This is a genomic window from Streptomyces sp. NPDC088194, from assembly GCF_040702025.1.
Taxonomy (GTDB): Bacteria; Actinomycetota; Actinomycetes; order Streptomycetales; family Streptomycetaceae; genus Actinacidiphila.
On sequence record NZ_JBFBIV010000144.1, the window covers coordinates 1 to 14,666 of the forward strand.

At 72.7% G+C, this 14,666-nt stretch carries 12 protein-coding genes; 6 read left to right on the forward strand and 6 right to left on the reverse strand.

The window, feature by feature from the left end:
* Positions 1-293: 293 nt before the first annotated feature.
* The 5 genes from AB0399_RS38235 to AB0399_RS38255 all read right to left on the reverse strand — a co-directional run bounded on the left by AB0399_RS38235 (position 294) and on the right by AB0399_RS38255 (position 5,255).
* Positions 294-797, reverse strand: a complete 504-nt coding sequence (locus AB0399_RS38235; protein WP_366414418.1) for an SH3 domain-containing protein — start codon at positions 795-797, stop codon at positions 294-296.
* A 231-nt stretch (positions 798-1,028) separates the two neighbouring features.
* On the reverse strand, positions 1,029-2,357 hold the full coding sequence (locus AB0399_RS38240) for a glycoside hydrolase family 3 N-terminal domain-containing protein (protein WP_366414419.1): 1,329 nt from the start codon (positions 2,355-2,357) through the stop codon (positions 1,029-1,031).
* Between the two features lie 238 nt (positions 2,358-2,595).
* A complete protein-coding gene (locus tag AB0399_RS38245; RefSeq protein WP_366414423.1) occupies positions 2,596-3,879 on the reverse strand; it encodes a sigma-70 family RNA polymerase sigma factor in 1,284 nt (427 codons plus the stop codon).
* Between the two features lie 65 nt (positions 3,880-3,944).
* Entirely contained in the window at positions 3,945-4,274 is a 330-nt protein-coding gene (locus AB0399_RS38250; RefSeq protein ID WP_329371884.1) for a YciI family protein, read from the reverse strand.
* A 240-nt stretch (positions 4,275-4,514) separates the two neighbouring features.
* Complete coding sequence (locus AB0399_RS38255) at positions 4,515-5,255, reverse strand: YoaK family protein (RefSeq protein WP_329371886.1); 741 nt, start codon at positions 5,253-5,255, stop codon at positions 4,515-4,517.
* Between the two features lie 163 nt (positions 5,256-5,418).
* Between AB0399_RS38255 and AB0399_RS38260 the strand changes: the two genes are divergently transcribed.
* Complete coding sequence (locus tag AB0399_RS38260) at positions 5,419-6,936, forward strand: MFS transporter (protein WP_329371888.1); 1,518 nt, start codon at positions 5,419-5,421, stop codon at positions 6,934-6,936.
* Between the two features lie 110 nt (positions 6,937-7,046).
* On the opposite strand, the gene AB0399_RS38265 is transcribed toward AB0399_RS38260, so the two are convergent.
* Entirely contained in the window at positions 7,047-7,427 is a 381-nt protein-coding gene (locus tag AB0399_RS38265; RefSeq protein ID WP_366414424.1) for a carboxymuconolactone decarboxylase family protein, read from the reverse strand.
* 471 nt (positions 7,428-7,898) lie between these two features.
* On the opposite strand from AB0399_RS38265, the gene AB0399_RS38270 reads away from it, so the two are divergent.
* The 5 genes from AB0399_RS38270 to AB0399_RS38290 form a co-directional block, all read left to right on the forward strand.
* Positions 7,899-9,029 (forward strand): LacI family DNA-binding transcriptional regulator, encoded by a 1,131-nt coding sequence (locus AB0399_RS38270; protein ID WP_366414420.1) that lies wholly within the window; start codon positions 7,899-7,901, stop codon positions 9,027-9,029.
* Positions 9,030-9,352: 323 nt separating this feature from the next.
* Entirely contained in the window at positions 9,353-10,615 is a 1,263-nt protein-coding gene (locus AB0399_RS38275) for an extracellular solute-binding protein (protein WP_329371890.1), read from the forward strand.
* 11 nt (positions 10,616-10,626) lie between these two features.
* Complete coding sequence (locus AB0399_RS38280) at positions 10,627-11,601, forward strand: sugar ABC transporter permease (protein WP_366414421.1); 975 nt, start codon at positions 10,627-10,629, stop codon at positions 11,599-11,601.
* 104 nt (positions 11,602-11,705) lie between these two features.
* The gene (locus AB0399_RS38285; RefSeq protein ID WP_329374477.1) at positions 11,706-12,467 is read left to right on the forward strand and encodes a carbohydrate ABC transporter permease; all 762 of its coding nucleotides are present in this window, start codon (positions 11,706-11,708) and stop codon (positions 12,465-12,467) included.
* A 126-nt stretch (positions 12,468-12,593) separates the two neighbouring features.
* A partial coding sequence (locus AB0399_RS38290) for a TIM-barrel domain-containing protein (protein WP_366414422.1) occupies positions 12,594-14,666 on the forward strand: 2,073 nt, incomplete at its 3' end.

The window sequence follows — 14,666 nt, forward strand, 5'->3', positions numbered from 1 at the left end:
GCCGCCGGGCGGTCCGGCCGCGGTGTCGTCGGCTGCCGCACCGCCCTCGGGTGCGGACGCGCGGTCGGCGTCGGAGCCGGCCGCAGGTGCGGGCTCGGGTGCGGGTTCGGCGGGCACACCGGACCTCCGGGAATCGGTGCAGCGGTACGTGACGCCGACATGCTAAGCACGCGGTGGCACGCCCACCCACCTGCACAAAGGCCGGGAGCCCACAATTCCCCCGCAGTTCACCCGCGCGTCACCGTAAGGGTGCCCTTACCGACCTTCGCGGCTCGGCGCGGGCCCGGGTGACGTCACTTGCAGTACGGCACGACCGCCAGGTTCTGCACGTAGCGCGCGGAGACGTAGCCGGCGCGGCCGTTGCCCAGCTTGTACCAGAGCTTGTTGCCCTCGACGTTCTGGCCGACGACCTTGCAGTGCAGCCAGATCACGGTGCCGGGCTGGAACGAGCCCAGGGAACGCGAGTTGGACGTGGCCATCTCGCGGATGGTCAGCGGGAGACGCGAGATGACCTTGCCCTGCGGCTCGGCGGCGGCCTGCGCCTGCTGGCCGTCGGACGTCGGAGCGGCGGCGCTGGTGCCGGCGGCGGGCGTCGAACCCTGCGCGCCCTGTGCGCCCTGTGCGTCCTGTGCGTCCTGCGCGGGCGCGGCCGGGGCGGCGGCCGTGCCGGTGTCCGTACCCGTGCCGGGCTTGGGGTCCGCCGCGTACGCGGACGTCGCGGCGAGCAGGCCCGAGCCCGCGATCAGCAGACCGGCGATACCGGCCGTGACACGGTGCTTGGCATGCGCTGAGTACATTGCTGCCTTCTTTCTGAAAGGTACTGCTCTCCCTCGTGCACCTCCTTCATGGCATGCCGTGCCGCCGAACCGGCCCAGGGAAACGGCTTGTCCACCCGGATGGAGTGTTATGCATCCCCCGGTTGGGTGGCGACGGGGTCGCGTGGCGTCACGTGCGGGGGCCTGGGTCGTTATGGCCCCCGCGTCCTGGGGCGCCGCCCGGCACACCTCGCCCGGCGCCCTCGCCCTCGGCTAACTACAGGTCAGCACGCCCGCGTTGTGCTTGGCGGTCAGTACCCGGTGGACGCTGTCGGCCACGTCGGCGCGGAACGAGGAGCTGGCCGTCATCCGGCTGAGCACCGCCGACGTCATCGGGGAGATGTCGCTGGGCTTCACGGTGAGGACCACGTCGCCGCCGGCCGCGACGAAGTCCACCGCGCGCTGGCCGGGGGTGCGGTCGGCGACCGCGACGGCGTTGCCGAGGTCGTCGGAGATGACCGCGCCCTTGAAGCCGAGCTTGCCGCGCAGCAGCGTGCGGATCACGGCGGGGGAGAAGGCGGCCTGGTTGTGCGGGTCGATCCGGGTGTAGATCGCCGAGGAGACCATCACGAACGGTGTGCCCGCCTGGATGCCGGCCCGGAAAGGCTGAAGGTACGGGTCGGTCGTCGTGGTGACGGAGTCGGTGACGCCCGCGGTGAAGTCGGTGTTGCCGCTGGCCCGGCCAAGACCCGGGAAGTGCTTGATGGTCGGCACGACCTTGGCCTGCAGCATGCCGCGCAGGAACGCGGTGCTGTGCGAGGCGACGGTCGACGGGTTCGTGCCGTACTCCCGGTCCAGCTTGCCGATCGGCGCGTTCACCGTCACCTGGTTCGGCGGGACGGTGTCCGCGACCGGCGCGAGGTTCATGTCGACCCCGGCGGCGGCCAGTTGGCGCCCCCACGTGGCCGCGTTGCTCTGTAGCGTCGACGTGGACCACGTGCCCTGGGTCACCGCGCTCGGGATCGTGCTGAAGCCCGGCCCGTTGAGCACCTGGACCTGGCCGCCCTCCTGGTCGGTGGAGACGAACATCCCCAGCGACACGCCCCGCACCGGCGAGGCGAGGGTGCGGACCTTCGCGGTGACCGCCTTCACGGCGGTGGCGCCCTCCGTGGTGTGGCCCTGGAGGAAGACCGAGCCGGTCTTGCCGGTCGTGATCGCCTGCGACTCGCTGGTGGTCAGCCCGGTGCTGGTGACCGACGTCATGAAGAGCTGGCCGACCCGCTGGGCGTTCGTCATCGCGTTGTACGCCCGGTCCACGCAGCTCGCGGGCGCGGCCGTGGTCGCCTTCGAGGTCGTCGACGCCGGCGGCACCACGGTGGCGCTGTGCGACGCGCTCGCCGAGGTGCTGCTCGACGTCGTCGGCGCACTGCTCGACTCGGACGCGGACGCGGACGTCGTGCCGGACGGTGTCGTCCCCGACGAGTTGTGGCCGTTCCCGCAGGCGGCCACGGCCACCAGCAGGCCCGCCGCGAGCGCCCCCTGGCGGACACGTGCGGCGTACGACGCTCTCTCGGCGGGGGAATGCTGCTGGTGCTTGCGCACTGCGGAACCTCACCTCATGGGGCCGGTCGACGGAACAAGCGATCCCCACCCATGTTCCCCCAGTGACGCCAGTTGTCTCCCGGCGGTTCCCCTGACGAGGGCCACGCGAGTGAAAACGGACAGCCGCCGCAGGCTTTGAGGGCCGCGGGGCGGTGGCTCGCGGGGGAGGTGCGGCACTTGCCCAGGGGCGGGGGAACGGCGCGAGCAACCCGCCACCGGCGGGTGGTCCGGGGCGGTCTTACGGGGCCGGCGGGGAGGTAGGGGCACCCGGCATCCGTTCGGAGCGGAGTGCCCGGTTCTCCAGGAAGCGGCGCTCCGCCGCTGTCGGGGCGAGCCGGAGGGCCTCGCGGTAGGCGGCGGCGGCCTCACGATGGCGGCCGAGCCTGCGCAGCAGATCCGCCCGGGTGGCGGGCAACAGGTGGTAGCCCCGCAGCGCGGGCACCTCCGCCAGCGCCTCGACCAGGGGCAGGCCCGCCGCGGGCCCGTCCGCCATCGCCACGGCCACCGCCCGGTTGAGCTCGACCACGGGCCCGGGCGCGAACCGGGCCAACTCCCCGTAGAGCAAGGCGATCTGCGGCCAGTCCGTATCGTCGGGGCGGGCCGCCGACGCGTGGCACGCGGCGATCGCGGCCTGCACCTGGTACGGCCCGGGGCGGCGTACCGCGAGCGCGGCGTCGAGAGTCGTCAGGCCCTCGTCGATCCGCCGCCGGTCCCAGCGGCCACGGTCCTGCTCCTCCAGCGGCACCAGGTCGCCGCGCGCGTCGGTACGGGCGGCGGCCCGCGCGTCGTGCAGCAGCATCAGCGCCAGCAGCCCGGCCGGCTCCGGGTCGTCCGGCAGCAGCCCCGCCAGCAGCCGTGCCAGCCGGATCGCCTCCGCGGTGACCCGGCGCTGGTCCAGCCCGTCCGCGCCGCCCGCGTACCCGGCGTTGAACAGCAGGTACAGCACCGCCAGTACGGCGCCGGTCCGCTCCGCAAGCACCTCGCGCGGCGGCACCCGGAACGGAATGCCCGCGTGCCGGATCTTGCCCTTCGCCCGGGTCAGCCGCTGCGCCATCGTCGACTCCGGCACCAGGAAGGCCCGGGCGATCTCCGCCGTGGTCAGCCCGGTCAGCGAGCGCAGCGTCAACGCGACCTGCGCGGCCCGCGGCAGCGCGGGGTGGCAGCAGGTGAAGATCAGCCGCAGCCGGTCGTCCGGGACCGCGTCCGCGTCCGCCGCCGCGGCCTGGCCGGCCACCACCTCCTCGGCCGGCTCCGCGACGTGCCGCGCGTCCGGTTCCAGCCGGGCCGCCTCGCGCAGCTTGCGCGCCTCGTTGGAGCGGCGGCGCAGCACGTCCAGCGCCCGGTGCCGGGCCGTGGTGGTCAGCCAGGCGCCCGGGCGGTCGGGCACGCCGTCGCGCGGCCAGCGTTCGAGGGCCCGTTCGAAGGCGTCCTGCGCGCACTCCTCCGCCAGGTCCCAGTCACCGGTCTGCCCGATCACGGCCGCGACGACCCGGCCCCACTCCTCGGGCCAGGCCGCCGCCACCGCCGCGCGGGCCGCGCGGGACCGGTCGGCCCCGTCAGCCCCGCCAGCCTCGTCGGTCCGGCCGGTCACTCCGTCCAGAACGGCCGCACCTCGATCATCCCGTACCGGGCCACCGGGTGTTTCGAGGCGACCTCGACCGCCTCGTCCAGGTCGGCGCACTCGATCACGTCGAAGCCCGCCATCTGCTCCTTCGTCTCGGCGTACGGGCCGTCGGTGAGCAGCAGGCCGTCGTCGCGGACGCGGACGGTCGTGGCGTCGGACGACTCGCGGGTCCGGTTGCCCATCAGGCGGATACCGCGGCGGTCCATCTCCTCCACCCACGGGGTGGCGTCCATCTGCTCGGGCGTCGCGTCGTATCCGTTGCCGTCGTGGCAGATCAGCAGCAGGTACTTCATGGCACATCTCCTTCGTGGCGCGGGCGCGGGGCCCGGCGGCCGTGTCGCGCGGGCGGGGTTCCGCCCGGTCACCCACACGACGAACGGCGGCGGCCCGTATCGACATCCGCCGCGACATTCGTGTCGAGTATCGCGTGACGAGCGGTGTCGCGTGCGCGTGACCGCGTCCACGTCCGCGTCCACGTCCGCGTCCACGTCCGCTTCCACGTCCGCTTCCACGTCCGCGTCCCGCGCGGTGCCTCACGTGGTCTTCGGCGCCGCCCACGGCAGGGTCGAGTGCCGGTGCGGGAGGAGGCCGACGGCCACCACGACCAGCAGGGCCGCCACGATCGGCAGCGGCACCGTCGGATGCCCGTGCACGATCAGCGCCGCGCCCGCCAGCGCCCCCAGGAACATGGTCAGCGCGGAAAGCAGCCGCCGCCCCGCCTTGCTGTCGACACCTCCGGCGAGCCGCGAGTCTGCCGCGATCCCGGTGAGCGTCATGGTCAGGACCGTGGTGGTCAGATCGGGTACCGCCAGACGGCGTACCACCGCGTTCTGCGAACCCATCGCGAGCCCGAGCAGCACCACCAGCACCGCCCGCTGCCCGCCGGTCGCGGGCAGGTCGAAGACCTCGGCCAGCGCCAGCGAGACCAGCACCAGCACCAGCTGGGCCACCGTGGCGACCAGCAGCAGCCGCGCCCGGTGCTCGGAGACCAGCCCGTACAGCCGCCCGCCGATCACCGCGCCCGCCACGAACGCGACCAGCGCCAGCACCGACGCGAGGATCGAGAAGCCCTTGGCACCGGCCAGCGAGAAGGCCAGGAACACCACGTTTCCGGTCATGTTGGCCACGAAGACCCGGCCCAGCGCGAGATAGCTGAACGCGTCCACCAGGCCGGTCACCAGGGTCAGTACGAGCAGCAGCGGCGGCAGCGGTCCGTGCGGACCGGTGCGTGGCGGCGCGACGATCGCACGGATCTGACGGAGCGTGGTGTGCACGGCGTGAATCCTCCCGGGAGGCGTACCCGGCGCCCGCCGGGACAGACGGATCACGCGGGCGATGGCGATCCCCAGCATGGTGGCCGCCTCGACCCGCCGGAAGTGGCGAGCGCGCGTGTTGTGGTCGCCGATGTGAAACTGACCGGCAAGGAGGTGATCTTCCATGGCGACGTCCGCCCCGGACCCGTCCCCGACCGACGGCCCCACCATCACCACCGACGTGCCGGCGAGACTCGACCGGCTGCCGTGGTCGCGCTGGCACTGGATGATCGTGATCGGCCTCGGCACCGTGTGGATTCTCGACGGGCTGGAAGTCACGATCGTCGGCAACATCGCCGGCCGCCTGTCGGAACCGGGCTCCGGTCTGTCCGTCACCTCGTCGGAGATCACCGGACTCGCCGCCGCCCTGTACGTGACCGGCGCGTGCGTCGGCGCGCTCTTCTTCGGCTGGCTCACGGACCGGTTCGGCCGCAGGAAGCTCTTCATGGTCACCCTCGCGGTGTACCTGGGCGCCACCGCGATGACCGCGCTGTCCTTCGCGCCGTGGTGGTTCTTCACCTTCCGCTTCCTGACCGGCTTCGGCATCGGCGGCGAGTACGCGGCGATCAACTCGGCGATCGACGAGCTGATCCCGTCGAAGTACCGCGGCCGGGTGGACCTGACCATCAACGGCAGTTACTGGTTCGGCGCGATCGGCGGCTCGCTGCTGTCCATCGTCGCGTTGAACACGAGCATCTTCCCCAAGGACATCGGCTGGCGCGTCACCTTCGCGCTGGGCGTGGTGCTCGGCCTGGTCATCCTGCTGGTGCGCCGGCACGTGCCGGAGAGCCCGCGCTGGCAGTTCATCCACGGCTACGGCGACGAGGCGAACGAGCTCGTCGGCCAGGTCGAGAAGCGGGTCGAGGCGGAGAAGGGCACCCGACTGCCGCCCGCCGACCGCGAGATGACCATCCACCAGCGCAGGAGCATCGGCTTCGGCCTGATCGCCAGGACCGTGTTCCTGAAGTACCCCAAGCGCGCGACGCTCGGCCTGTCCCTCTTCATCGGCCAGGCGTTCCTCTACAACGCCATCACCTTCGGCTTCGGCGCGATCCTGATCAAGTTCTACGGTGTCAACTCCGGCCACACCGGCTACTACTTCGCGGTGATCGCGGCCGGCAACCTGTTCGGCGCGGTGCTGCTCAGCCCGCTCTTCGACATCGTCGGCCGGCGGATCATGATCAGCGGGACGTATCTGCTGTCGGGCCTGCTGCTCTTCGGTACCGCGTGGCTCTTCAACCGCGGCTCGCTGGACGCCACCACGCTCACCGCGTGCTGGTGCGTGGTGCTCTTCTTCGCCTCGGCCGGCGCCAGCAGCGCGTACCTCACGGTGTCGGAGATCTTCCCGATGGAGACCCGGGCGATGGCGATCGCCTTCTTCTACGCCATCGGTACGGCGGCCGGCGGCATCACCGGCCCGCTGGTCTTCTCCGACCTCACCTCCTCCGGGAAGGTCGGCGACACGGTGCTGGCGTTCTGCATCGGCGCGGCCCTGATGTGCGCGGGCGGCCTGGTCGCGGCGGTCTTCGCGGTCAACGCCGAGCAGAAGTCCCTGGAGGACATCGCCACACCGCTGTCCTCCGCGGGCCCGGCCACGCCGACGTCCACCGCCGGGCCGAAGCCGTCGCACGGCGCGGCCTGACCCGGCCCGGCTCCGTCCGAGGCCCCGTCCGACCTGACCGCCTGACTCGATTCCGCCTGACCTGACCTGATCGGCCGGGTCCGTACGGACGCGCGGCCACACCTGCGCGGCTACTCCTGCGGGGCCTCCTGCCCGACCGGCAGCAGGCCCCGCTCGCCGAACACCTTCTTCGCCACGAACGTGGCGTTCAGCGCCTTCGGGAAGCCGCAGTACCCGGCGGAGTGCAGCAGTGCCTCGACGATCTCCTCTGGGGTGAGGCCGACGTTGAGCGCGGCGTTGATGTGCACGTCGAGCTGTGGCTCGCAGCCGCCGAGCGCGGTGAGCATGCCGAGCGTGACGAGTTGCCGGTCGCGGGGCGCCAGTTGGGGACGGCAGTAGATCTCACCGAAGCCCCAGGCGACCACCTGGTGGCCGAGTTCGGGGGAGATGTCCCCGAGCGAGTCGATCACCTTGCGGCCGGCCTCGCCGTCGATCCGCGACAGCGTCTCCATCCCGCGCTCGAAGCGCGCCTCGCGGCTCTCGGCCGGGGCTTCGGCCGGCGGGTTCGTGGTCAGGGACGGGGACGGGGACGTGGTCGGGTTCGTGGCCGGGGACGCGGGCTTCGATCGGCTGTCGTGGTTCATGACCGGAAACCTAGGAGTTGGAGCACACTCCAGGTCAAGCGCAACACGGGAGCGCCGGAACCGGGGACGACCGGGAACTTCGTGCACGGTCCCTTGTGGGCGCGGTGGGCCCGTGCTAATTTCACGGCCAATCGAGCCCGTCGAATCAGTTCGATACTCGGCAGGTTGTCGAATCAGTTCGACGATCCGACTCGACGCCCGGTTCGCCGTACCGCCGGGCGCCACCCGCCGGGGCATCATCGGTCGAGCACCACCGGTCGAGCACGACCCCGTTCACCACCCGCTTTCACACGCCCTCACTCGCCCTCACCCCGTCGAGCAGCACCCAGGAGCCGGCCCATGACGGTCACCATCGCGGACGTGGCACGCCACGCCGGCGTGTCCCGCAGCACCGTCTCGTACGTGCTGAGCGGCAACCGGACCATCTCCGCGGAGACCACCAAGCGGGTCGAGCGCAGCATCAAGGCGCTCGGGTTCCGGCCGCACGCCGGGGCCCGCTCGATCCGCACCCGCCGCACCGGCGTGATCGCCATGGCGCTGCCGATGGTGTACGGCCCGCACAACCAGGTGCAGATGCCGTACGTGTGGGCCGCGTTGACCGCGGCCCAGGACTGCGGGCTGAAGGTGCTGATGCTCACCGACGACGACGGTGAGGCGGCGATCCGCGACACCGTCGCCGGCGCGCTCGTCGACGGGGTGATGCTGATGGAGGTGCAGCGCAGCGATCCGCGCGTCCCGCTGCTGAACGAGCTGAAGTGTCCGGCGGTGCTGGTCGGGACCCCGGACGACCCGCACGGACTGCCGCGCGCCGACTTCGACTTCGCACTGGCCGCACGGGCCTGCGCGGAGCACCTGCGGGAGGCCGGCCACACCTCGGTCGGTTACCTCGGGCAGGCACCGGAGGCGTTCGGCCGGGACGTGGCGTACGCGATCCACGCGCAGGAGAGCGTCACGCACGCGCTGCACTCGCGCGGGCAGCGCAGCGTGTGGGCGGCGTGCGAGCCCGCGCCCGGGGGAGTGGTGCGGGCGCTGGACGACCTGCTCGCCCGGCAGCCCGACCTGACCGCGCTGATCGTCTACAACGAGCGGGTGCTGCCGCTGGTGATGGACCGGCTGGCCGGGCTGGGCGCCCGGGTGCCGGCGGACATCTCGGTGATCGCGATCTGCACCGACGACGAGGCCGAGCGGTGCAGCCCGCCGCTGACCTCGGTGTCGCTGCCCGCGGAGGAACTGGCCCGGGCCGCGGTCCGGCTGCTGGCCCGCCGGATCGAGGGCGAGGAACTGCCGGGGGCGACCCTGCTGGCACCCGCGCTCAAGGTCAGGGCGAGTACCGGGCCCCGGCGCGACCGCGCCGTGGGGCCCTGGGGCGCGGCGCCCGATGTCCTGCCGGACGTGTCGCCGCGCGCGTCGGCGTCGCGTCTCCCGCCGGACGCCTCCTCGCACGTACCGCCGCACGACGCGGCGGGGTAGCGCCCGCCCCGCCCCCTCCCGGCCGCGCGCCGCCCGTACCGCACCGACCCGCTGCGGTCCCAGGGGCCGCGGCGCCGGGACCACCGCACCTCCGCACGATCGCGTCACTCCGTCACTCCGTCATCGCGTCACCTGTCCGTGCGTCACCGCACCACCGCCTCCGCCTCACCGCCTGCCGGTGACGTACCGGAAGCCGCCGGTCCGTCACCTTCGCCACTGTCGAATCAATTCGACACCTGTCACCCTCCCGCGTCCTCCTCGCGCCGCGCCCGGGCTCGCAACAGAGCCGCCGGCCGAGCCGCCGAACAGTCGAAAGGCACGTCATGAGCCGCACCGTCCGCCTTCCCCGTACCTCCCGCGCGTCGGCCGGACCAGGCACGCTGGCCGCGCTCACCGCCGCCGCGGCCCTGGTGCTCACCGCCTGCGGCACCGGCACCGGCTCCGGCGGGTCCGGCGGCGGCTCCGACACGCTCACCGAGATCGACTACTACGACGCCGCCCCGCAGAACACCCAACTCCCCGCGATCCTCGACGAGTGCGGCAAGCAGGTCGGCGTCACCATCAAGCACCAGCAGGTGCCGCGCGCCCAGTTCCTGCCCAGGCTGCTCCAGCAGGCGTCGGCTCGCTCGCTGCCCGACCTCGCCCTCGTCGACAACCCCGACCTCCAGCAACTCGCGGCCACCGGCGGCCTGGTGTCGCTGTCGAAGGCCGGATTGAGCACCGCCGGCCTGTACCCGTCGATCGTCCAGGCCGGCCAGTACCAGGGCCAGACGTACGGCATCGCGCCGGGCGTCAACGGGCTCGCGCTGTACTACAACACCGACGTGTTCAAGGCGGCCGGGCTCACCCCGCCCAAGACGTGGGACGAACTCACCTCGGACGCAAGGAAGTTGACGCACGGCTCGCGCTACGGAGTGGCGTTCAGCGCGGTCGGCACCGAGGAGGGCGCGTTCCAGTTCGAGCCGTTCTTCTGGACCGCGGGCGCCGACCTGAAGAAGCTCGACTCGCCGCAGGCCGAACAGGCGCTGACGCTGTGGCAGAAGCTGGTCTCGGCCGGGTCGGCGTCGAAGTCCGTGGTCACCTGGACCCAGGCCGACGTCAACGACCAGTTCGGCGCGGGCAACGCGGCCATGATGGTGAACGGCCCCTGGCAACTCCCCACGCTCGACGCGAACAAGAAGCTGCACTTCGGCATCGTGCCCATCCCGGTGCCGAACGCCGCCGCGAAGCCGGTCACCCCGCTCGGCGGCGAGACCTGGACCGTCGGCCACAGCAACGCCGCACGCGAGGCGAAGGCCGTGAAGGTGGTCAGGTGCCTGCTCGGCCACGACGAGAGCGCCAAGTGGTCGAAGGACGCCGGCTACATACCCAGCAACCAGCAGGCCGCCGCCCAACTCGCCCAATCCGACCCGCAGATGGCGGCGTTCGTGCAGGAGATCGGCACCGCGAAGGCGCGTACCACCGAACTCGGCACCGGCTACCCGAAGGTGAGCCAGGCGCTCGCCGACGCCATCCAGGCCGCGCTGGCCGGCGGCACCAGTCCCGCATCGGCCCTGTCCCAGGCCCAGCGCACCGCCCAGAACTGAGGACGGCACCCATGTCCACCACCCTCCACCACGCCGGGGCCCGCCCCGCCGGTCCTGGCGCGGACCGGCCGCGGAAGCCGCGGCAGCGCACCGCGGGACCGGCCAGGGCCCGGCTCGCCGCGCTCGCCTTCACCGCGCCCGCCTGGCTCTACGTCGCCGTGTTCTATCTCTACCCGCTGGCCGGCAGCGTCCGGATGGGCTTCCAGAACTACACCGTCTCCTCCTTCTACACCGGTGTCGCGCCCTACGTCGGCTGGGCCAACTACCGCGCGGTCCTGCACGACAGCCACTTCGGCCGCACCGTGACCAACACGCTGCTGTTCACCGCCGGTTCGCTGCTCTTCCAGTTCTGCGTCGGGCTGGCGCTCGCGGTGTTCTTCAACCGGGCGTTCCCGCTCGGCGGGCCGCTGCGCTCGCTGCTGCTGGTGCCGTGGCTGCTGCCGCTGGTGGTCTCCGGCACCGCGTGGCGGTGGATACTCGACACCGACTCCGGGGTGCTCAACCACGCCCTGCTCGGCGCGCACCTGATCGGCCACCCGGTGCCCTGGCTGGCCAGCACCCATGACTCGCTGATCGCGGTCACCCTGGTCAACATCTGGGTGGGCATCCCGTTCAACATGGTCATCCTCTACGGCGGACTGCAGTCCATACCGGGCGAGTTGTACGAGGCGGCCGCGCTGGACGGCGCGAACGCGTGGCGCAGGTTCCGGCACATCACGCTGCCGCTGCTGCGCCCGGTCACCGCCGTGGTGCTCACGCTCGGCCTGATCTACACCGTCAAGGTCTTCGACGTGATCATGATCCTCACCCAGGGCGGGCCCGCGGGTTCCTCGCAGACCCTGACCACGTTCGCGTACAACCTGTCGTTCCAGCAACTGGAGTTCGGCCGCGGGGCGGCCGTCGGGAACCTGCTGGTGCTGGTCGCGGTGGTCTTCGCCGCGGTCTATCTGCGGGCCACCCGCGAGCAGCGCAGGGCCGGCCGGTGAGCGCCGTGACGGGCCGCCGGGCCGCCCGCGCGCACCGCGTCGGGCGCGCCCGCCGGGTGCCGGCGGCGGTCAACACGCTGGTCGCCGTGGTCATCCTGGGCGTGATGCTCTTCCCGCTGTACTGGATGCTGAACGCGTCGCTGCTGCCCTCCACCGACCTGGTGAAGAGCTCGCCGACGTGGCTGCCGGTGCACGGCACCCTCCAGGGCTACCGGCGGGCGCTGTCCAGCCAGGGCGGCCACCTGCTGGTCAGCCTCGGGGTGTCCGCGGGCACGGTGCTGCTGGTGCTGCTGATCGCGGTGCCGGCGGCCTACGGCCTGGCGAAGCTGCGCGCCCCCGGCGGGCGGCCGCTCACCTTCGCCCTGCTGATCGCGCAGATGATCCCGGGCGTGGTGATGGCCAACTCCTTCTACACCGCGGCCAACCACCTGCGGCTGCTCAACTCGCCGCTGGCGCTGGTGCTCGCCGACTCCACGCTGTGCGTGCCGTTCGCGACGCTGATCCTCCAGACCGCGATGCGCGGGGTGCCGGCCGAGTTGAGCGAGGCCGCCGTGCTGGACGGCGCGGGCCGGATCAGGACGCTGCTGTCGGTGGTCCTGCCGGTCAGCCGCAACGCGGTGGTCACCGCGAGCCTGTTCTCGTTCCTCTTCGCCTGGGCGGACTTCCTGTTCGCGGTGACCCTCACCACCCAGGACGACCGGGCGCCGGTCACCGTCGGCATCTACCGCTTCATCGGCGCGCACCTGAGCGACTGGAACAGCGTGATGGCCACGGGGATCATCGCGTCGCTGCCCGCCGCCGTGCTGCTGGTCGTCGCCCAGCGCTACGTCGCGGCCGGCGTGACCAGCGGCGCCGTCAAGGACTGAGCCGCCGCCCCACCTCCCCGCCGCCGTACCTCCCCGCCGCCGTACCTCCCCGCCTCCCCGCCGAGCACGTCACGACCCGCAGAGCCCCCGCCCGACCCGTACCTGCGCCACCCCGAGGAGAACACCTTGCCGCCCGCGTTCACCCGCACCCCGCACCGCCTCCAGTGGCGACACGGCCACCACGTGCTGGAGATCGAGCCCTGGGGCCAGGACAGCGTCCGCGTCCGGGCGGGCATGCACCGCGTCGTGGACGGGCTGCCCGGCGCGCTCGACGAGCAGCCCGCGCCCGCCCCCGCGCCCTGCCGGATCACGATCCACGCCACCCACGCGACCCTCGTCAACGGCCTGCTCACGGTGGTCGTCAGCACCGGCGACGGCCTGGTCACCGCGCTCCGCACCGACACCGGCGAGGAACTGCTGCGCGAGCAGCCGCCGCACTTCTGGTGGCCCGGCGCCCGGCACTTCGAGGCTGCCGGCGCGGGCACCTACCGTATCGAGCAGCGCTTCGCCGCCTACGACGGGGAGCGGGTGCACGGCCTGGGCCAGCACGGCCACGGCCGGTTCGACAACAAGGGCACCGTGCTCGAACTCCAGCAGCGCAACGGGGAGGTGACCGTGCCGCTGGCGGTCTCCAGCCGCGGGTACGGCTTCCTGTGGAACAACCCGGCCGTCGGGCGGGTCGAGTTCGCCGCCAACGGCACCCGCTGGGTCGCCGACCGGGCCCGCCAGCTCGACTACTGGCTCACCGCGGGCCGTACCCCCGCCGACATCCTCGCCCGCTACGCCGACGCGACCGGCAGGGCGCCGGCCTTCCCGCGCTGGGCCTCGGGGCTGTGGCAGAGCAAGCTGCGCTACCGCGACCAGGCCGAACTCCTCGGCGTGGCAAGGGAGTACGCCCGCCGCGGGCTGCCGCTCGGCGTGATCGTGGTGGACTACCTGCACTGGCGCAACCTCGGCGACTGGGACTTCGACCGCCGCGACTGGCCGGACCCGCGCGCCATGGTCGACGAACTGCGCGGCCTAGGCGTGGAGTTGGCCGTGTCGGTGTGGCCCTCGGTCAGCCCGCTGTCCGCGACGTACGCCGAACTGCGGGACGCCGGCATGCTGGTGGCCACCAACAGCGGCTTCGACGTGCACGGCGACTGGCCCGACCTGGAGGGCGCTCCCGAGGGCATCGGGGTCGCCTTCTACGACGCGACCGACCCGGCCGCCCGCGCCGTGCTGTGGAGCCGGCTGCAGGAGCATTACTACAAGCTCGGCATCCGGGCGTTCTGGCTGGACGCCTGCGAGCCGGAGATGCGCCCCGGCCACCCGCACAACCTCGCCTACGCGGCGGGAGCCGGCTCGGAGGTCGCCAACCTCTACCCGCGCGAGCACGCCCGCGGGGTCCACGAACACCTCACCGAGCAGGGCGAGACGGAGGTGCTGACCCTGGTCAGGTCCGCGTGGGCGGGCTCCCAGCGGTACGGCACCGCGCTGTGGTCCGGCGACATCCCCGCGACCTTCGCGGCGCTCGCCGACTCGGTACGGGCCGGGCTCAACGTCGCGATGAGCGGCATCCCGTGGTGGACCACCGACATCGGCGGCTTCCACGGCGGCCACCCCGACGACGAGGACTACCGCGAACTGATGGTCCGCTGGTTCCAGTTCGCGGTGTTCTGCCCGCTGCTGCGGCTGCACGGCCACCGCGAGCCGCGCGAGTTCTCCGGCCCGATCGGCACCGGCGGCGGTCCCAACGAGATCTGGTCCTACGGCGAGCGGGCCGAGGCGGCGATGACCGCGGGGCTGCGGCTGCGCGAGCGGCTACGGCCCTACCTGCACGCGCAGTTGGAGGACGGCCGGGCGAGCGGGCTGCCGCTGATGCGGCCGCTGCTGCTGGAGTTCCCCGGCGACGCGACCTGCTGGGACGTCGACGACCAGTTCCTGTGCGGGCGGGACGTGCTGGTCGCGCCGGTGCTGAGGCCCGGCGAGCGCTCCCGCCGGGTCTACCTGCCGGCCGGCGCGGAGTGGACCCACCACGCGACCGGCGTCCGCCACCCCGGCGGAGCGTGGGTCACCGTGCCGGCCGCCCTGGAGTCCGTCCCGTTCTTCCTGCGCGACGACGCCGACCCCTTCGCCGACCCCTCGGACGCCGCAGGCTCCTTCGCGGAGCCCGGCACCGAGCCCGGCACCGAGCCGGCCGGCCCGCCCGGGCCCGCC